The organism is Galbibacter pacificus, from assembly GCF_029603165.1.
Taxonomy (GTDB): domain Bacteria; phylum Bacteroidota; class Bacteroidia; order Flavobacteriales; family Flavobacteriaceae; genus Galbibacter; species Galbibacter pacificus.
On sequence record NZ_JAQSVC010000003.1, the window covers coordinates 118,707 to 138,655 of the forward strand.

Annotated in this window: 22 protein-coding genes and 1 pseudogene; 4 read left to right on the forward strand and 19 right to left on the reverse strand. The window is 38.6% G+C overall.

Annotation, left to right across the window (positions count from 1 at the left end; translation table 11 throughout):
* Positions 1–118: 118 nt before the first annotated feature.
* The 4 genes and pseudogenes from PSF86_RS08910 to PSF86_RS08925 all read left to right on the forward strand — a co-directional run bounded on the left by PSF86_RS08910 (position 119) and on the right by PSF86_RS08925 (position 2,660).
* Entirely contained in the window at positions 119–493 is a 375-nt protein-coding gene (locus PSF86_RS08910; RefSeq protein ID WP_277899725.1) for an ArsR/SmtB family transcription factor, read from the forward strand.
* Positions 490–1,092, forward strand: coding sequence for a mercuric transport protein MerTP (gene merTP, locus PSF86_RS08915; RefSeq protein WP_277899726.1), 603 nt, complete (start codon positions 490–492; stop codon positions 1,090–1,092). The genes PSF86_RS08910 and merTP overlap by 4 nt, the downstream gene beginning before the upstream one ends.
* Before the next feature lies 1 nt (position 1,093).
* Positions 1,094–2,441: pseudogene (locus PSF86_RS08920) on the forward strand (dihydrolipoyl dehydrogenase family protein).
* Positions 2,442–2,453: 12 nt separating this feature from the next.
* Positions 2,454–2,660 (forward strand): GDCCVxC domain-containing (seleno)protein, encoded by a 207-nt coding sequence (locus PSF86_RS08925; protein ID WP_277899727.1) that lies wholly within the window; start codon positions 2,454–2,456, stop codon positions 2,658–2,660.
* Between the two features lie 75 nt (positions 2,661–2,735).
* Here PSF86_RS08925 and PSF86_RS08930 read toward each other — a convergent pair whose 3' ends face one another.
* The 19 genes from PSF86_RS08930 to PSF86_RS09020 form a co-directional block, all read right to left on the reverse strand.
* Positions 2,736–3,398, reverse strand: coding sequence for a P-loop NTPase family protein (locus PSF86_RS08930; protein ID WP_277899728.1), 663 nt, complete (start codon positions 3,396–3,398; stop codon positions 2,736–2,738).
* A complete protein-coding gene (locus PSF86_RS08935) occupies positions 3,382–4,134 on the reverse strand; it encodes a hypothetical protein (protein ID WP_277899729.1) in 753 nt (250 codons plus the stop codon). The genes PSF86_RS08930 and PSF86_RS08935 overlap by 17 nt, the downstream gene beginning before the upstream one ends.
* 3 nt (positions 4,135–4,137) lie before the next feature.
* Positions 4,138–4,422 (reverse strand): helix-turn-helix domain-containing protein, encoded by a 285-nt coding sequence (locus PSF86_RS08940; RefSeq protein ID WP_031428464.1) that lies wholly within the window; start codon positions 4,420–4,422, stop codon positions 4,138–4,140.
* A 294-nt stretch (positions 4,423–4,716) separates the two neighbouring features.
* Complete coding sequence (locus PSF86_RS08945; protein WP_277899730.1) at positions 4,717–5,556, reverse strand: RteC domain-containing protein; 840 nt, start codon at positions 5,554–5,556, stop codon at positions 4,717–4,719.
* 180 nt (positions 5,557–5,736) lie between these two features.
* Positions 5,737–6,657 (reverse strand): helix-turn-helix transcriptional regulator, encoded by a 921-nt coding sequence (locus PSF86_RS08950; protein ID WP_277899731.1) that lies wholly within the window; start codon positions 6,655–6,657, stop codon positions 5,737–5,739.
* A 5-nt stretch (positions 6,658–6,662) separates the two neighbouring features.
* On the reverse strand, positions 6,663–7,154 hold the full coding sequence (locus PSF86_RS08955) for an asparaginase domain-containing protein (protein ID WP_277899732.1): 492 nt from the start codon (positions 7,152–7,154) through the stop codon (positions 6,663–6,665).
* Between the two features lie 44 nt (positions 7,155–7,198).
* Complete coding sequence (locus PSF86_RS08960) at positions 7,199–8,932, reverse strand: efflux RND transporter periplasmic adaptor subunit (protein WP_277899733.1); 1,734 nt, start codon at positions 8,930–8,932, stop codon at positions 7,199–7,201.
* 20 nt (positions 8,933–8,952) lie between these two features.
* Complete coding sequence (locus PSF86_RS08965; protein WP_277899734.1) at positions 8,953–9,441, reverse strand: DUF305 domain-containing protein; 489 nt, start codon at positions 9,439–9,441, stop codon at positions 8,953–8,955.
* Between the two features lie 18 nt (positions 9,442–9,459).
* Positions 9,460–12,201 (reverse strand): heavy metal translocating P-type ATPase, encoded by a 2,742-nt coding sequence (locus PSF86_RS08970; RefSeq protein ID WP_277899735.1) that lies wholly within the window; start codon positions 12,199–12,201, stop codon positions 9,460–9,462.
* Positions 12,202–12,278: 77 nt separating this feature from the next.
* Positions 12,279–12,836, reverse strand: a complete 558-nt coding sequence (locus PSF86_RS08975; RefSeq protein ID WP_277899736.1) for a helix-turn-helix domain-containing protein — start codon at positions 12,834–12,836, stop codon at positions 12,279–12,281.
* A 2-nt stretch (positions 12,837–12,838) separates the two neighbouring features.
* Positions 12,839–14,068: a permease gene (locus tag PSF86_RS08980; protein ID WP_277899737.1), complete on the reverse strand. Its 1,230-nt coding sequence runs from the start codon at positions 14,066–14,068 to the stop codon at positions 12,839–12,841.
* Between the two features lie 53 nt (positions 14,069–14,121).
* The gene (locus tag PSF86_RS08985; protein WP_277899738.1) at positions 14,122–14,787 is read right to left on the reverse strand and encodes a DUF2231 domain-containing protein; all 666 of its coding nucleotides are present in this window, start codon (positions 14,785–14,787) and stop codon (positions 14,122–14,124) included.
* A 15-nt stretch (positions 14,788–14,802) separates the two neighbouring features.
* The gene (locus PSF86_RS08990) at positions 14,803–14,940 is read right to left on the reverse strand and encodes a hypothetical protein (RefSeq protein WP_277899739.1); all 138 of its coding nucleotides are present in this window, start codon (positions 14,938–14,940) and stop codon (positions 14,803–14,805) included.
* Positions 14,941–15,137: 197 nt separating this feature from the next.
* Positions 15,138–15,590 carry a heme-binding domain-containing protein gene (locus PSF86_RS08995; RefSeq protein WP_277899740.1) on the reverse strand — a complete coding sequence of 151 codons (453 nt, stop codon included), beginning with the start codon at positions 15,588–15,590 and terminating at the stop codon, positions 15,138–15,140.
* On the reverse strand, positions 15,591–16,181 hold the full coding sequence (locus PSF86_RS09000; protein WP_277899741.1) for a DUF3347 domain-containing protein: 591 nt from the start codon (positions 16,179–16,181) through the stop codon (positions 15,591–15,593). It lies immediately after the preceding gene.
* A 119-nt stretch (positions 16,182–16,300) separates the two neighbouring features.
* Complete coding sequence (locus tag PSF86_RS09005; RefSeq protein ID WP_277899742.1) at positions 16,301–16,621, reverse strand: four-helix bundle copper-binding protein; 321 nt, start codon at positions 16,619–16,621, stop codon at positions 16,301–16,303.
* A 56-nt stretch (positions 16,622–16,677) separates the two neighbouring features.
* Positions 16,678–16,881, reverse strand: a complete 204-nt coding sequence (locus PSF86_RS09010; RefSeq protein WP_277899743.1) for an SHOCT domain-containing protein — start codon at positions 16,879–16,881, stop codon at positions 16,678–16,680.
* 11 nt (positions 16,882–16,892) lie between these two features.
* Positions 16,893–19,313 carry a multicopper oxidase domain-containing protein gene (locus PSF86_RS09015; protein ID WP_277899744.1) on the reverse strand — a complete coding sequence of 807 codons (2,421 nt, stop codon included), beginning with the start codon at positions 19,311–19,313 and terminating at the stop codon, positions 16,893–16,895.
* A gap of 67 nt (positions 19,314–19,380) precedes the next feature.
* Positions 19,381–19,947, reverse strand: coding sequence for a helix-turn-helix domain-containing protein (locus PSF86_RS09020; protein WP_277899745.1), 567 nt, complete (start codon positions 19,945–19,947; stop codon positions 19,381–19,383).
* Positions 19,948–19,949: the final 2 nt, after the last annotated feature.

Consider the following 19,949-nt stretch of genomic DNA (forward strand, 5'->3'; position numbering starts at 1 on the left):
AAATTATTTTTATTTTCTCTTATCCCCAGACATCTCATAAAAGGCAATTAAATTGAAAGAATTATAATTGTATTATTTAAGAATTAGCTTAAATAAGAAATAATCGTAATTTTGTTTTATGGAAAATAATTCTTGCATAAGACAACAAGCGGATATTGAACAAATAAACCGTTGCAAAGACACAGTTTCGAAATTAAGTGAATCGTTCGACTATTTAGCGAATGGACTTTCATTGGTCGGAAATAGCGTTCGGCTGAAAATACTTTACCTACTCTTTGAGGAAAAAAGACTTTGTGTTTGTGATTTAAGTGATATTCTCAGAATGAACATTTCTGCTATTTCTCAACATTTAAGGAAAATGAAAGACCGAAATCTATTGGAAACCGATAGAGAAGCCCAAACGATTTTTTACTCACTCACAACTGAATACGAAAAAATGCTAAATCCGTTTTTTGAGATACTTGATAAAAACAAAATTTTAGAAACGATATGAAAAGTGACAACAAATTAATAGGTGCAGGTGTGTTAACTGCAATTACAGCATCATTATGTTGTATTACACCAGTTTTGGCTCTAATCGCAGGAACAAGCGGAATTGCTTCAACATTTTCTTGGATAGAACCTTTTAGACCTTATTTAATCGGACTGACAATTTTAGTTCTGGGTTTTGCTTGGTATCAAAAGCTAAAACCTAAAAAAGAAATTGACTGCGAATGTGAGACGGACGAGAAACCAAAATTTATTCAATCAAAAACCTTTTTAGGAATTGTAACCGCATTTGCAATTGTGATGTTGGCTTTCCCATACTATTCAGGAATTTTTTACCAAAACGCAGAAAAGCAAATAATCTTAGTTGACAAATCGGACATTAAAACAACTGAATTTAAAATCAGCGGAATGACCTGTGCGAGTTGCGAAGAACACGTCAATCACGAAGTAAACAAACTCAACGGTATTTTAAATTCAAAAGCGTCCTACGAAAATGGAAACGCAATCATTGAATTTGACAGAACCAAATCTAATGAAACGGAAATTGAGAAAGCAATTAACTCAACAGGCTATAAAGTAACCGACAAAAAACAAATCAATTAGTATGAAAGAATATGATGTATTTATAATTGGTTCGGGAATGGCGGGAATGACCATTGCCAATAAATGCGCCTCAAAAGGACTAAAAGTCGGAATCACAGATGAATTACCCTACGGTGGTACTTGTGCTTTGAGAGGTTGTGACCCAAAAAAAGTAATTATTGGCGCTACTGAAATCCGAGATTTTGCCAAAAGGCTTAAAGGTAATGGCATTGATACCATACCTAAAGTAAATTGGAAGGACATAATGGCCTTTAAACAAACCTTTGTGGATGAAATGCCACCAAAAATTGAAAAAGGATATAAAAAGAACGGAATAGATACCTTTCATAGTTCAGCAAAATTTCTGTCAGAAAACACATTAGAGGTTGGGAACGATAATGTACAAGCTAAAAAAATTGTAATCGCATCGGGTTCCAAACCTCGGGTTTTAGAATTTGAAGGTGGTCATTTTGCCAAATCCAGTACCGATTTCTTGAATTTAGAAAAATTATCAAAATCGTTATTATTCATTGGTGGTGGCTATATCGCCTTTGAGTTTGCACATATTGCAGCTCGATGTGGTGCAGAAGTTACTATTGTTCATCGTGGAGAAAATCCCTTGGAAAATTTTGAACAGGATATTGTAAAACATCTTGTTTCTGCCACAAAAGAGTTAGGTATAAAACTCATCCTTAATACAGATGTTACCGCTATTGAGAAAGTGGATAGCCAATATCGAGTGAAAGGTAAATCCGCAGAGAAAACAGCATATTTTGAAGCTGAAGCTGTTTTTAATTCCGCTGGAAGACCACCAGCAATATTTGATTTGAATTTAGATAAAGCCAACATAGCCTTTACTAAAAAAGGTGTGACGGTAGATAAATTCCTTCAAAGCACTTCAAATCCAAATATTTATGCACCGGGCGATGCCGCAGATTCAGAAGGTTTGCCTTTAACCCCAGTTGCAGTTTTGGAAGGTCATACAGTTGCTTCAAATATAATTAAAGGCAATTCTAAAGAAATAAGTTATCCACCAATGCCAACGGTAGTTTTTTCATTGCCTACGATGGCTTCTGTTGGCTGTACTGAATTGAAAGCGAAAGAACTGAATTACAACATTAGGATAAATTATAAAGAGGTTGGCAATTGGTTCAATGCTAAACGCTTGAATGTAGAAGAATATGCGTTCAAAACTATAATTGACGAAGAAACTCAAACAATTTTGGGAGCGCATTTAATCGGATCACATACAGAAGAAACAATAAATCTCTTTGCAATGGCCCATAAAAACAAAGATGAAGGTTAATGATATTAGAACAATGATTTTCTCATATCCAACATTGGCTTCGGACATACCACATATGCTTTAATAAAAAAATCGAATGGAAACTATATTAAAATCAGAAATTACCTGTCCAGACTGCGGACATAAAAAAGTAGAAGATATGCCAACAAACGCTTGTCAATTTTTTTATGAGTGTGAGAATTGTAAAACGGTTTTAAAACCAAACGAAGGAGATTGTTGTGTATTTTGTTCTTATGGCACAATTGCTTGCCCGCCAATTCAGGAAGGAAATAGTTGTTGTTGAAAATTTTCCAACCAGCCTTTAGAGTGACATATTTAATAACAGTTTGTGCAACGTATTTATAAAAAGGCACTTTAATCACTTCCTTTTATCCCCAGCCTTCTCGTCAAAAGCAATTAAATTGAATAACTCCCGCATCCGGCTGCGCACACGATTGCCGTAACGCTCTTCCAATTCTTCTGCGTTAAGATTGGTGGTTGCGTGGGTTTTGATTTTATGCTTTGTCTGAAGATAAAGCTCGTACCGCGATAAGAGGACTTCGCCCATTACGTTCAGATCCTTCCCGTAAAACCTTCCCGCAGGTTCTACGCCCAAATCGTCAAAACAGAAGAACTTTGTGTTTCCATAATCCTCGATGGTCTTAAAACCAAGATGGTTAAAACTGAATGCCACATTCCGGCAGGGGATCATTTCGTATGGGCGTTGCAACGGCACTAAATGCCGTAAAAGTTTCATCAAGCTGGTTTTGCCGCATCCCACGGGCCCAGATAGTAAAATGCCCTTTTCAACATCAATCTCATATTTTTGGCAGTTTTCGGTGTCCTTGATGAAGTAGGAACAGAGTTTTAGTAAAATATCCTTGTCCTCGTCATAGATTTTGAATTTCTTTCCAAAGAGAAGCTTTCCCTTAGCATTTAGGTAAATCAGGATTTTTGGGAAATCGTAAAGCACGCATTTCCCGTCAAACTTGCCCAGCGAATATTCAACGCCGCCTTCGGTTATTTTAGAGGGGTTGTCCATAATCCTTGTTTTTAGTGGTTCGCAGGTTGTCCCGATTTTGGGACGCTCCCTTTTTGTTTGATTTGTTTTCTTCGGCAAATAACTCGGTCCTATCCATCCAATTTTTGGCCAAGGCCCGCCAATCCCTGATTGTTTTTCCATCGCTTGTTTTCCAATCATTGGCTTCATAATGCGCAAAGAATTTCTTTCCTTCATCAACATTAAAATCTTTTTCAATAAAAAAATCCAAAACGGCCTGCCTGCCCTTTGGCCGTTTATTAATGTTTACCTGTTTGGTATTGTTTATATTAGATACCAGTGCTTGTCCACTCACGGGACGGTGCTGGTACACAGCTTGTCCGTTGGTGGGACGGTGCTGGTACACGACAGGTTCACGTATGGGATGGTAGTGTTCCGCAAGTTGTTCCAATTCGGGACTATACCGTCCCATATCCGGTTCATCACTTGTCCCGATAATGGACATCTTGATTTTACTTCCTTTATACGGATTGTTCGATGGGAAATAGCTTATGTAGTTCCACGAGTTAAGGTCGGTAACACAGCGATGGTAGGTAGATTTCGAACCTATTTTGGCCATACGCATCAGCTCGCGGCGGTTCACGAAAAACTCATCGGCAAACCGGCTACTGTTCCATTCCTGGAACAGGGCCATATAAAGGCTAATGTGCGTTGGGTTCAAGCGGTCATCGAAGAAAAATTTTTCAAAAGCCGCATTGAGTAGCTTGATGTAATTCATCGCCTAAGAATTTAATCCGTGCTGCACACGGTTTGCAGTCATTACATTCTGGATTTCCTCGGCATCGTAGTAAATGATACCACCCACTTTGGTGTAGGGCAATGTGCCATTGACACGAAGGTTTTGAAGTGTTCCCGGACTGACCTGAAGCAATTCCATCACTTCGGAAGATTTCAGGTATTTTTTGAGTTTACCGGTTGCTTGTCGGGAAAGGAGCTTTTTGATGTCATCGAGCAATTCCATTTTGAATTCCCGAAGATCGTCTGTGGTAATGATACTTGTTGGCATAATAGAACGATTTTAAAGAAAAGGGCCACCAAATTGCTTTAAGCTAATTTGATAGCCCTTCGCAGGATTTGACTTTCGTTCTACAAATTTGGGATGGATTATTGGATTTTGTTCCCCATTAAGACCGTAGTACGGTGAAAATTTAACATCTTGAATTTTAATGCGTTTTGATTGGTTTTGAACCTTATATAAGGTTTAGATTATCGAAAATACCACCAAATTAAATGAGACTAGCGAAGAAATAGGATTTCGGTATAAACCGTAGTACGGTCTTTTTTTAACAGTTTTTCAGAGTTATTCTTCACTTTTGTTCATTTCAGAAATCAAGGAGGTACTGAGTAAATCCAGAAATAAAGTCCTACTATTTTTTCTGTTTTTTATATCCTGATAGGTTTTGTAGATTTTCTCAGATGGTTTAATATCGAATATATTCTGAAGCGTATTAGACAATTTGATAATGCTCAAATCATTTTGTTTTGTAATTCCGGCAGCACTTAAAGCATAGACAAATTCTACCCAATCGGTATTGGAAAACGGCCAAGGAATTTTTTGAATGCTATTCAACCTAGTACTTTTTCCATTCCCATTATTTTTAAGCTTGAATAATCGTTCATCCAAATAGATTACCAACAAATTGTATGCTTTAAATTTACCTAAAAGCATATCTCTGGGAGTACAAAATTCGGGATCCTGAAAGTAGAACTTTGAAGTGGTTATATGATAGGTGCTTAAATAATCACGCGTATAATATTCCTTATCAAAATGGGTAGCTTTTGAATTAACATACTGCCCAAAATCAATATTATAAAGAAAGAAGCGATTAAGTTTGCCAATTTTCTTTTTCAAGAACTTAAGCTGGGCTTTTTTATCAGCTTTAGGAAACTGTATTTCCAAAGAATGGATTTCTGAAAAATAAATGAGTTGTATCAGCGGGACTTGCTTTATATTTTTAAAGAAGTCTATTTCTTGCTCTAAGGAATCAAAGTCATTTTCAATGATTTCTTTTTTAAACGAACTAAGTAGATTACGACATATTTCAATAGAACAAAAAGCCCTATTCAAAATATTATTGTTTTTAAGCTTAATTTCGTTCAGTTGTTCCAGTAATATTTCTGTTTGTAACTGTAAATCCATCACCAATCATTTTACAGGTCATTTTGAAAAGGTTCAAGGAGGTTTTCATTTGTTTAAAGATAAATTTAGAACTATAAAATACAAGTAAATTATAGCGTATTTAGATACGGAAATGCCGTATTTTCCTACGGAAATTTATAATATATTATTTAAAAGAGAATTATATGACAATATCTCTGTCTATCTCTTGAAACTTTTACGGAAACGAGATAAAAATTGACGTCTATTTTTTACGTCCGTTTTCTTGAAGATGTTAGAGGCGTGTTTAGAAACAGTACTTTCTGCGATAAATAAATCTTTGGAAATTTCTTTGTAGGTCTTATTGCTTAAAATAGATAAAGCGACTTCAATTTCCCGTCTGGTTAAATTTTCATAAATTATTCTATGCTTTGCTGAATATTCGTTTTGTTTATTGTTCCAATCAAAAATTTTATGCATTTTACTTTTATTCTCAAGCAGGTAAAGATACCTGTCTATTTCAATGGCAGTAATAGCGTAAAAAGCTAAGTTCATTACAGTAAATGTTAACCATTGGTAATCCCCAATGACTGTTAAAACTGGAAGCAGCGCGATACAACTTACGCTTAGGACTGACAATTTATTCCGTCTCAGAAAAAAAGGATTTGGTTTAACCGAATTTGAAATCCTCTGGTAAAAAAACCAAAGAAATACAAAAGCTATTATGGATATTGGAATGGTAAACAGAAATCTAGCAGAACTCAATGAGTGCGTGAAGAAGTAAGGGATCAAAAACAGCAATACAAAACTACCAATTGCTATAATGGTAAGGTTTTGGATTGAAAAATGAAACTTAACTACTATAATATCATACTCTTTATATAGGTAGTATATCAAATAAAGGCAAAGTGTTATAGCTACACCATATGTAATGATATATTGAAAAATAAATGGATCAGGAAAATTTTCTATGGGCAAAAATCCACCTGTGCCATTATAGGCTATAAAAAGTAAGCCCAGTTTTATAAATCTGAAAAAATTGTTTTTAAGTTTTTTAGATGATTGATAGAGAGCAAACAGTACAATGAATATATCAATTAAAAGATAGAAAAAAGTTGTCCAATGTATCGACGTTCCAAACATTCAGTTTATTCATTTTTGGAAATAAATTTGTTAGTTGTTATATTTTTAGTGACATTATTCCATCGAAAAATTCTACCGTTCATAGCGATATACACATCCGGCTTTAAAAATTGTAATGCACTGACTGCAAAACCCAAATTGAAGGGGGCATCCGTATTTTTAGAGTCTCCCATAATAAATGAGCCTACAAGGACAATAGTTTTTTCAAGGTCTTTATTGCCAAGGTAAAATGCGGTATCTTCCATCGTAAAAGTGCCGTGGGTAATTAGGAATTTTTCTGCCTTGGAAGCTTTTATTTTTTTTAGCAAAAAATTTCTATCTTCATCGGTAATTGATCGGCTATCTTTAGCAAATGCCTTTTCAATGATGTAAGGAAAAGAAACATTGGCGGATTCAATAAGTTCTCTAATAGTTATATTACTTTGTTTTTGCTTATTTTCTTGTTTTTCATAATCCAAGCCCTCAATGGTTCCTCCTGTTGTAAGAATGTGTATCATAATTTCGACAGATTTAATTAACTTTAATTTGGGATGAATAATTGTTAAAGGGTATCAATTGTGCTCCCACAGGTCATCATCTGCTCCCCGTAATAGGGATTACGGATTTCTTTATCTGCACTCAGCCAAAACGCACCTTGATTATTGTTGGCCATCGGACATTTCTGTATCAAAATTTCGGGATCGATATTTTGAATATTCATTACAATAGGAACTATATTTTGATTCAATACCACAAAATGATTCCTTTGATTTTTAATATTATCGGCTTCATTGATAGCCACTAACATTCGCTTAATTTTGGAAATATGGGATTGTTCCATTTTATCCAAATCACTTTCGGGAATTGACTTTATTTCTTCCAGTGTTTTTTTTGCGTAAACAGAAATAGCGGTGATATTTCCTTCTACAAAAGCATCTTTCATATCCAGATAGGGTTTTAAGCTTTTCTTAATAGCTTTCTGTGTTTCTTGTGATAATTTCATCTTCGTTTCTGGTATCGTTTCTTCCTCCGCAGAATTGCTCTGGTTCATCATTGATTTTTTACCGCGTAACTGTGCAGCTGCATCTACAGTAAAAGTGCCATTGGTTACAATTTCATCGCCATTTTCAAGACCTTCGGTAATCGTGTATGCTTCCCCATTTCTGTTACCGATGGTCACTTCCCGCATTTCAAAAACGGGTTCCTCAGGATTGGTTTTCACATAAACCACCGAACGCTCTCCAGTCCACATTACTGCTGATGCCGGAACGACAAGCTGCTGTTTTTGGGAAACACCAAAACCTTCTATATTCCCAGCAACAAACATTCCCGGTTTTAAGAGGTTGTTGTTATTTTGTATCGTAGCTCTTACCGTCACCACTCTGGTTTGAGTGTTTAATACCGGGTCAATAAAAGATATAGTAGCATCAAATTCCTTATTGGGATAGGCATTGGTGGTCATTTTAATTTCCTGCCCTATTTTAAATTGGGAAATTTGATTTTCATAGGCGTCAAACGCCGCCCAGACCGAGTTTAGGTTGCTTAATTTCAAAATAGGCTGCCCCTGTTTTACGTAATCGCCTTCTTCTGCCATTTTTTCAGAAACTGTTCCTGAAACCGTGGCATAAATCGGAAAATTTTCACGTACTTTTCCTGACTCTTCAATTGAGTTGATTTGGCTTTCCGAAAGTTTCCAAAGCTTTAATTTATTCCTTACAGATTTGTAAAGTGCTGGTTGGCTTTCTTTAAGCGATGCCGTAGTAATAAGTTCCTGTTGCGCTGCGACAAGATTGGGAGCATATATAGTTGCCAGGAGCTGTCCCTTGCGAACTTCCTGCCCTTCATAACTTACATTGAGACTTTCTATCCTTCCGTCAAAGTAACTTGCCTGAACGGCATTGGCTTCTTCATTTTCCACTATTTTTCCTGTTAGCGAAATAGTGTTGCCATTTTTTCCTTCTGCATCCCCCACTATACTGGTTTGGATGTTGGCCAAGGCCAGTGCATTTTTTGTCATTTTAAACTGGTCAGCGGCAAGACCATCTGCACTTGATTCTGCCGGAATCAGGTCCATCCCGCAAATGGGGCAGTCGCCTGGTTCGGGCTGCATAATCTGGGGGTGCATCGAGCAGGTCCACATTTCTTCCGTAGTTTCAGCGGAATGGTCGTGATTATCAGACATAGTGGACACATCCTTTACCGCCATTGATTTATCTGTCGATGTTCCAAAAATGAGCCAACCCGCAAGCAGCCCAACGAGTACTGCAATACCTATATATAATATGTTCTTGTTCATAACTTGTTTATTTACTTTTTCTATTCATTATTTTCCAATCTTTTGATATAAGCTTTCATTTCAGCGATTTCCTTTTCCTGAGCCTTAATGATCCCATCTGCCAATTTGCGTACTTCGGGATCTTTGATTGCCGCTCTTTTACTGGTAAGAATGGCTATGGAATGATGGGGGATCATAGCTTTCATATAAAGTACATCCCCAATGGGTTTTTGAGCACGGACTAAGGACAAAGCACCAATAAAAAGCACCAGGCTACCGAGATAAATGGCTATATTCTTTTTTTTGTTTTTGTACATTTGGAGCATTAATGAAAGCATAATTACCGCCATTGCCGAAATCCCCAGGCAGGCCATATAAAACCGTGTAAGGCTAAAATAAACGTGATCCCATTCATAGGTATTCAAATACATTGTGATGTACATTGCTGTAAATGATAGCACCAGCATCACTATTAATTTACCGTAGTTGCTTTTCTTCGTCCCGTTGTTATTTTTTTCAGTTGAATTCATTTTTATAAATTTTATTGGTTAGTTGATAGATTTTGTTCGTAATCTGAGCGCATTTCCTATTACGGAAACCGAACTGAAGCTCATTGCCAAGGCCGCAATCATTGGGGATAATAAAATTCCAAAGATTGGATAAAGCACGCCTGCGGCAATGGGAATTCCCAAGGTGTTATAAATAAGGGCAAAAAACAGGTTTTCCTTTATGTTTTTCATAACCGCATCGCTCAAATTCCGCGCTTTTACGATACCGTGCAAATCGCCTTTTACCAAGGTTATGGCCGCACTTTCTATGGCAACATCGGTGCCCGTGCCCATTGCAATGCCCACATCGCTTTTGGCCAAAGCAGGTGCATCGTTGATCCCGTCACCCGCCATTGCAACCACTTTGCCCTCGTTTTGCAATTTTTCAACTTCCTGTAATTTATTTTCGGGAAGCATCCCTGCCTTGAAATCGGCAAGGTTTAGTTCGCCGGCCACGGATTGGGCGGTATCGTGATTGTCGCCTGTAAGCATCACTACAGAAATTCCCTTATCCTGTAATTCTTTTATGGCCTTTGCACTGGTTCTTTTAATTTTATCACCGATGACCACATAACCAGCGGGCATACCGTTTATGGACAGATAAGAAACCGTTTTCCCCTGCTTTTGAAAAGATTGGGCTTCGTTTTCCATTTCTTCGGAAAGGGTGGCGTTTACCTGTTCCATCATTTTGGCGTTGCCCAATGCTACTTTTTCACCGTTTACGTTACCTTCTACACCTTTTCCAGTAACAGCATTGAAGCCATCGGCTTTCAATCCCGAAGTTTCGGGATCGGTTTTTTGTTCTTCCGCGTACTTTACAGTAGCTTCCGCGAGTGGATGTTCACTCAATTTGTTCAGGGAAACGATATATTGAAGCACGTCCCCTTCGGAAAAAGAATCATCGAAAGAACCTACCTTTTCTACCGTTGGTTTTCCCTCGGTAATGGTTCCCGTCTTGTCGATGATAAGCGTATCTACCTTGTCCATTTTTTCCAAAGCTTCGGCATTTTTGATAAGTACCCCGTTCTGAGCACCTTTGCCGACACCTACCATTACGGACATTGGAGTTGCCAATCCCAAGGCACAGGGACAAGCGATGATCAAAACCGCAATGGCATTGACCAAGGCATATACGTAGGCAGGTTCAGGCCCCCAAACTGCCCATACCGCGAAAGTCAATAAGGCGATAAGCACCACTATGGGAACAAAATAACCCGAAACCGTATCGGCCAATTTCTGAATGGGCGCACGGCTGCGGCTTGCATCGTTGACCATTTGGATGATCTGTGAGAGCAACGTGTCAGAACCTACTTTTTCGGCCTTCATCAAAAAGGATTGGTTGCCGTTTATAGTCCCGCTGCTCACTTTATCGTCGGCGGTTTTGCTTACCGGAATAGGTTCGCCGGTAATCATCGATTCATCTACCGAGGTTTCCCCTTCGGTAATCACTCCGTCCACGGGAATTTTATCGCCCGGTTTTACCCGTAGAATGTCGCCCAGTTCGATTTTGTCGATAGCTACCTCTTGTTCTTGGCCATTAACGACCTTGATCGCTTTGTTGGGGGCGAGTTTTAACAATTCCTTTACGGCAGAATTCGTTTTGCTATGCGCACGGGCTTCCAGCATTTGTCCTAATAACACCAAGGTTAAGATAACCGTAGCAGCTTCAAAATAAACGTGTACCGTACCGGCCTCCGTTTTAAACTGTGCAGGAAAAAAATCCGGTACAAACATCCCGAATACACTGAATAACCAAGCGACACCTGCACCAATACCGATGAGCGTGAACATATTGAGGTTCCAGGTCACGATACTGCGGTAAGCGCGTTCAAAAAACATCCAAGCGGCATAAAACACCACGGGAAGAGAAAGACCAAACTGAATCCAGTTCCAGTATTTCAGTTCCAGAAGGTCATATATTGGATTATTGGTCAGCATTTCGCTCATCGCGATCAGAAAGATGGGCAAGGTAAATGCAACCGAAATCCAGAATTTTCTGAGCAGTTTTTTATAGGTTTTTTCTTCTGAAGAAACATCGGGCTCCATAGGCACCAGATCCATCCCACAGATGGGGCAGCTTCCCGGTTCATCTTCTACAATTTCGGGGTGCATCGGGCAGGTCCATTGTTCAGAAGTTATTGCGGAAAGACTTTGTTCTTCTACCAGATCCATCCCGCATACAGGGCAATCGCCGGGCTTATCATAGGTCTTATCACCTTCGCAGTGCATTGGGCAGTAGAATGTTCCAGTACCATTTCCTTTGGGTTGTGGTTTTTGTTTTTCGGCTTCAGCATCTGGACGTTTCCCAGCTTTATAAATGGTATAAGTATCGCCATCCTTTTTCAATGCTTCCTGAAAAGTTTCATAGGGAATGATGCTTTTCATATCAATTACAGCCTCTGCCTTTTTCAAGTCTACGGTTACGCCTAAGACGCCATCTACTTGCTCGAGTGTTTTTTCAACGTGCGACCTGCAACCGTTGCAGGTCATTCCATTGATAGGAAACGTGCGCGTTTTTATTCCGTTAGGTTTAATGGGATGGATATGATACTTAGCTTTCTTCTCTTGGACTGCGTTTTCAAATTCTTCGATGTCGATGTGTTGCTCCATTTCAATGGTAGCGTTTTGGTTTTCAAAATCAATAGCTACGGCAGTAACCCCTGTAACGCCTGACAACGCATTTTTAACGGTTCTCAAACAACCTGTGCAGGACATTCCTTGTATTTGATATTTATGTTTCATTTTTCTAATTATTAAGGATTGAATAGAGCAATATATCTATACCTTGAATTTCTTACTTTGATAATTCAGGTTAATTCTTATACAATTCTATCAAGTGTCTTGCGATTCCATTTTTGTAATTTCCTGTATTGGGTCATCGACATACCCGTCATATTTTTGAATTGTTTTGCGAGATGGCTTCCACTATTGTAATCCAAGGAATATGCTATTTCAGAAAAAGTCTTATTACCCATTTGCAATAGTTCTTTTGTTTTTTCCATTTTCAGTTTTATCAGGTATTTTTCAACTGTAATTCCTGTTGAAGCGCTGAAAGACTTGCTAATTACAGAGTAATCAACATTGAGTACATCAGAAAGAAAGGTGGACGTCTTTTCGTTTAAGCCTTGCAAGTTTTCGACTTTTTTTATCAAAGCTGTTTTGACATTCTCTATTAAAACGGAAGTATTACTATCAATTACTTCAAATCCATTGCGTTCGGCTATTTCTTTCAAAATACTTTTGCTAACCGATACTTCATCTAAAACAATCAATTCTCCCAATTCTAATGATACTATATTTATCCCTGCGTTTTCCAATTCTTGCTTGAGCACCATCTTACAGCGATCGCAAACCATATTTTTTAGTCTAACTTTCATAATCATTGAATTAAAAATTTCACAATTAGCCCGCCCGCAATCCAGATGTAACTTATAAAGGCCGCATATTTTAAAATGTTTTCGAGCAATTGGCTTTTAGGCGCCATTTCGCCCATTTTGCTTTTCACATCCTTCTTTTTGAAAAAACCCAGGTAGATCAAATACCCCGATATTGCTAAAAAAGCAAGGTTCAAATAAAAGGTGTAGTTCAATTTGAAATATTCGCTATCCTGAACCTTTACCTGTGAAGGATCTGGTAACAGGCTCATCAGGTCAAAAGAATAGTGCAAAATGAGTGAGGCCCCAATCAGCGAAGTAAACAGAAGGAAAAGAATAAATAAGGACATCTTCCAACCATAGTATTTGGCATTGATCCTTAAAATTGGAAAAACGACCAAGTCGCTAAAAATAAAGGCCATTACCCCGGCAAAACTCACCCCTTTCCCAAAGAGCAATGCGGCCAAGGGGATGTTGCCCATAGATCCTATGAAGGTTACAAACGCCGCGACGGGGCCCACGATGATATGTTCCAGGATTTCAAAAAACGAAAAGTCCGTATTTCCTTGACCGCTCCCAATAAAGAGTGTCTGAAACCACGCATCGGGCACAAAGGCCGCAACGATACCGGCAATGGTAAAGCCCACGGTGACATCTTTCCAGACCATTTGCCATTCCATCTTATATTTTTTGCCCACTTTCGCCCAGCTATCTTCTTTTTGCATCTGCTTCTTCCAATCTTTGGAATCATCCATTCCCGAACCTTCATCCTCCTTTTCGAGGTTTTTTCTTGCCTTATCAATAAGCTTTTTGGGGTTGATAAGCCGTATTAAAATCCAACTGATCCCTATCAATAAAATTCCCCCGGCATATTCGCCCACTACAAACTGCCATCCCAAAAAGATGGATATGATGATCCCCAGCTCGATAACGAGATTGGTCGAAGCCAATAAGAAGGCTATGGACGAAATGAAACTCGCCCCTTTTTTAAAAAGGGACTTTGTACTTGCCAAGGCGGCAAAACTGCACGAACTGCTTATAAAACCGAAAAAAGTACCCAATAGAACCCCTTTAGATTCTGCACCGCCCATTGTTTTTTGCATCCGTTTTTCGGTCACGAAAATCTGGATCATACTGCTTATGATATAGCCCAGTACGAATGCCCACAACGCCATCCAAAAAAATCCGGTGGTGGTATAAGCGGCCTCTCCCCATTGTTTTAAAAAATCATTCATAACAACTATTTATTTTTTTACTATTCTGATGCTTACCTTAATGAAAATAAAATTTAGTGTGAATGCCCTCCGTGTCCTTCTTCGGCTTCGTTACCCAGATAATTGCCTTGTGGTCCCACACCTTCTATATAAACCAATTGGGAGCCATAATGCCCAGCCCAACCAACAGAATACCCTGAAAAGGCAAGTACCAAAAACACTAAAATCTCAAACCATCTTTTTTGCTTAAACCAGAAAAGGCTAACAAGTTTGAGTAGAGCGGCCGCAGCACTGGACCACATCGCCCACATTGCATACTTATCGTGCTGTTCCAATACCTTTTTTGCAGTTTCGGTAAGTCCTTCAGTATGGGGATGTACAAAGTTACCGGCTACATAAGCCCCTATAAATCCTGCTCCAACTGTTAGCAATACTACCCAATCCAATGTCCGGTTCATTGTAAACAGTTGTATTAATTGTAATACAACGGCCAAAAACAATAGTGCTATGGGAAAATGAACCACTAAGGGGTGCAGATTGGGGAATTCGTCCAAACTAGCTTCTGGATCGGTTTGTAAGGTGGGAACAGAATTGCTTACACCAACAGCTTCGGCGGCTTTCTCATCTTTTATTTCCGTCTTTGTATCTAAACTTGTGGAATTATTTGCGGCAAACGCAGTTGTAAAAATCCCAACATAAGCTAACATCAATATGGTAAGAAATAGTTGTCTTGTTTTCATTTCTATTGTTTTTAATTAGTTTCCAGTTAATTGGAGCAGTAAAGCACCGATAATGACAATGGCTATAATTCCATAAATGATATAGCTGAACCATTTTTTTAAGCCACTTTTCTTTTGTTCTCTTTCATTTCCTGTTTTACAACAATCTTTCATCAGCTTTCTTTTTTGTGCCTGCCAAGGGAAGGGACTTTTTAAAGGGTTAAATTAAGAATACCCTTCCCTAACAGGACTTTATTACCATACCCTAAAAAGGAAAGTTCTAACTAACCAATCAATGAAAAAAACTCTTTCCTTTTTTCGGGTATAATTGTATTTATTTCATTTCTTGAACATCGTTTAAATTTTAAATTTTACAGCTTATTTTTAAGCTGGGTCATATATTTTAAGATCTCTTTTTTTTCCGATTCAGAAAATTTTGCATCCCTATGAATAAACGTGTAGGAGTCAAGCGGCATTTCATCATCTTCAATCTGACTGATAATTGACCGAAGTTTGCTGTTTTTCCTCCGGTCGGAATAATCTCCCCATTCGTTGAAATTCAGTTCGTTTTTCCCTTCTTCAATATGGTCTTCAAGAAACCAGGCCACCGGCTGTACTTTATTGTACCAAGGATATTTGGTATTGTTGCTATGGCAATCATAGCAGGACACCTTTATCTTATTCTGTACCATTGGCGGCACCGTATTGACCTCCATAAAATCAGAAGCGTACTCGGCCTCACTTTGATTGCGCTCTGTGGGGAAAAATTGGATCCCCACAAATGCAATCAGCAAAACCCAGGCTATAGTCTTAAAAACTTTCAATTAATTGATCTCTTTCTGCATCTTTCCACAACCCGGCATTTTGCTGCCCATATATGGGTTTTTGATTTCTTCGGTACTGCTCAACCATTGCGCACCTTTGTTGTTATTGTACATCGGGCAAAAATCCTGGTATAGCTTTTTACTGGTTCCTGTTATGGCTATCATATCGATCATATCTTTGCTCAAAATATCGAAATGCTCCCGCTGGTGCTCCATAGGGCTTTCTGAAATATGTTCCGCGTGTTCCGTGGCGTCTTCAATGATATCAGTCAACTCGCGCTGCTTATCTGAAGAATATTTGCTCTTATCAAAATCTTTAAGGTCAGCCATCAGCATTCCGCCTGCTTTAGCGGCATCTTCTTGATTATCGGCTACCAGGGCATTTTTAATTTTAAGGTAATTGTCGATGATTGCGGATGATTCACTATTACTTGAATTATCGGCCATCATTTCAGACCCGGCATCTTCCTGATGCATCTCATTGGACATTGGAGCTGTTGACCCTTCTTTTTTCCCGTCCTTACAGGACATTGTCGTCAGGGCAACTAATGCCATTGTCAAAATACTCATTGTAATCTTTAATTTTTTCATCTTGATATTCTTTTAATTGTTCTTTGAAAACTTAATTTTTATCACTCTTTTTAGGATTCCTTTCAAACTGGATTTATGATAATCTTCCCCTACTTAAAGGGGAAGATTATTAATTACATTTAGCTTAAATAAGCTTCACAGGCATCAGCGCATTTTTTACACGCGTCTGCACAGTCTTTACAATGCTGGGCGTCGTGTTTCGCACACTCATCAGCACATTTTTTACAGGTTTTATGGCAGTATTCCACCATTTCTTTGGCATCTGAATAATTTGCGGCAAGCAGCTTTGCAGTTGCGCTGCATACTTCGGCACAAGCCCTGTCAGTTCTGATACAATCTACCATCATTTTGATGTCATCTGAATCCAGACAGGCATCTGCGCAGTAATTGCAATGCGCAACACAGTTGTTCAATGCTTCGATCAATTTTGAATTTTTCATACTGTTTAAAATTTAATTAATAATTGAGTTAATTGTTAAGGTAAGGGCCGTTCTTTTTAACCCCTTTTATCTTTTGATTGTAGGATTTCTTTATGCTCTAAATACTCTTCTTTGGAAATTTCATCCTTGGCATAGCGTTCATCCAAAATTTTTAGGGCATCCTTTCGTTTTTTTATCTTTTTTTGCCTCTTGCCTGAATAAATAAAGATGCAGAGGACTACTACCCCTAGTAAAATCAGCCAATCCCATTCGTACATCATAACTTTTAATTTTAAAATCTTGCGGAAAGCCCTCCGCCAACACCAAAACGGTTATCATAACTGCCCATCAGGGAAAAGTTCCTTCCCAAAATATATTCAAGGCCCACCTGCCAAGTGGTTTCTTTCTCATAATCCCTTCCGGGTTCAAAATCATTGACCCAGCCAAAATCAGCTTGATATTCATATTCCCCATAAAGTAGGACGTGGGGAAAGATCATCGTGGCTTTAGAAAAACTGATCTGTGGTCGTAGCTTACTGTCTATCCTAAGATCGGCATTGATAAGCAGCGGCATTAAATATCGGATTCCACCTATGGCCGTGGTGTTGATCTCATCCAGACTATCATCCAGCTCGTTTTCAACGTTTACACCACCAAATACCCTGAAATAATCATTAAGGTATCGCTCATAGGTGGCTTCAACCTCCATATTCTTGTTCCATCCATATTCACCACGAAAAGTGAACTGGTTCCTGATATTGGTGGCTGTGGCATAAAGTTCCGTCATATGGCTTGCAGCTGTCAATTCACCCCAGGTAAATATGTGATCGGCTTCGTTGGTCAATTTAGTCAGCGGGTATCCTTTAAGGCGTTTATCTCGCGGACCATCATAACTGAAAACACGGGCCATACCCGCATTCAGGTGGTATAAAATGTGACAATGGAAAAACCAATCCCCCGTTTCGTTTGCATCAAACTCGATTACCACTTTTTTCATTGGCGGAACATCCACGGTATGCTTCAACGGTGAATAATCCCCATTTTTGTTCAGCACCCTAAAAAAGTGTCCGTGCAGGTGCATTGGGTGGTGCATCATCGTAAGGTTGTTGAGTGTGATACGTACTACTTCCCCTTGCTTGATCTTGATCTTATCGGTTTCCGAAAGTGGTACACCGTTGATGCTCCAGACATACCGGTTCATATTGCCCGTCAGGTTAAAAAGCATCTCTTTTACGGGTTTGTCCCCTTCAAAAGTGGTTTTTACGGGAGATTTCAAATAATCATAATTGAACTGGGGATTTCCGCCAGTTTTCATATTATCGCCAATAACCTTATCGGCAGGGACAACATAGCCCATTTTCATCTCCATTTCATCCATATCTTTAATGGTATCCTTTTTCATCTCCCTATTTTTCATATCCATTCCTGCCTTGCCGGCAGGCGGGTTAGAATGATCCATTTGTGCCATCTTCGTGGAGTCTTTTTTCATTCCCTTCATTTTTCCTTTTTCCATTTTGTCCTTCATATCATCATCCTTCATATCCATACCGTCCATTTTCATTCCCCCCATATCCATACTGTATTTTTTCATCACTTTTATAGAATCGTTTTTTGAAGGATTGAATTTTGAAGCGGGTGCTCCCATTTTCATATCCATTGCCATCATCCTTTTCATATTTTCGATAAGATCGGGTTTGGGAACTACTGGAGCTTTTAGAATGCGGCCTTGCCCTAAATAGGCAGTGGCAAAACCAGAACCGTCCTGTGCCATTGCCCGAACTTCGAGTTTGCCATTTTCAGGAATGGTGACAATATAATCGTAGGTCTCGGCCACGCCAATTAGGGTTTTATTGTGCTTAACGGGTACAACGTCTTTCCCGTCGGCAGACACCAACATCGGGTCTTTACCACCAAAGGTTAACCAGAAATAAGAAGCTGCCGAAGCATTGACAAACCGCAACCGCACCTTTTCCCCGGGTTTAAAGTCTGGATATTCATTTTTGACCGCACCGTTAATAAAAAAGTTTTCATAGAAATTATCAGATATAGCGAAATCCGGCATCCGTTGCCAAATCATTTTTAGCTTGGCACCTACTGCTTTTTTCTTTATAATCTTATCCCAACTTTGGATTTGCCCTTTTTTGATCAAGTACCATTCATTCCCACGCTTTAGGTTTTTAAGCTGCGAGGCAGGATCTTCGTCCATCCAGTCTGATAGCACCAAGACCAAATCTTTATCATAGTCCAAGGTTTTTTCTTTTGGGTTGATCTGGATGGAGCCGTAAACGCCCCGTTGTTCCTGTAATCCGGTATGGGAGTGGTACCAGTACGTTCCGGTTTGCTTAATGGCAAATTTATATTGAAACGTTTCCCCTGGACGAATAGGAGGTGTAGAAAGGTAGGGAACACCATCATAAAAATTGGGCAAAATCATCCCGTGCCAATGGACGGATGTTTCCTCATCCATTTTATTGGTTACGTTGATTACCGCAAATTCCCCTTCGGTGAATACCAGATTAGGCCCCGGGATCCCTCCATTTATAGTCATCGCTTTTACATCTTTCCCCGTAAAATTTACAGTTTCGTAATCGATAGTTAGATTATATTCGTGTACGGGCCAATTATCTACGTTCTCTTCGGAACCATTGGCGGTTTGTGCCTGTATGTTAGTAAGCGCTAACATTGCCAAAAATGGTATCAGTAGTTTTTTCATTGATGAAATTTTTAACTTAAAAATATTGTTTACTTTAAAATTATTGTTTAATAATTTTGGTTTATACTTATATAATTTGGTCTAATGAATTCCTAAAATTTTTTTCCATTGTTTTATATTCTGTGAGGCTCATTCCTGTTTCGGTCTTAAATTGGTTGCTTAAATGTGTTAGGTTGCTGTAATTTAAAAGCTGACTTATTTCCGTAAAATTGAGTTCCTTATAATGAATAAGCTCCTTTGCTTTTTCGATCTTCAGTTTGATGAAATATTTTTCAATCGTGATCTTCTCATTGTAGGAGAATATTTTGCTTATTTTGAAATAGTCGTGGTGTATTTCTTTTGAAAGTATCTCAGAAAGCTTCTCATTTCCGGCTAACGGTAACTTTTTTAACAGGTTGATCAATATTAATTTTGTTTGTTCAACCAGCTTGAAATTTTCGCCATCTATAATGTAAAACCCGTTCGATTCCACTACTTTTCTTATTGTCTTTTTCTCTTTATTGGTTTGAATATCGGCAGTTATTTCTCCCAATTTTACGTCTAAAACTTTAATGCTTTCATCTTTCAATTCGTTTTTTAAAACCTTGATACAGCGATCACAGACCATATTTTTTATGTAGAGTGTTGTTTTCATCT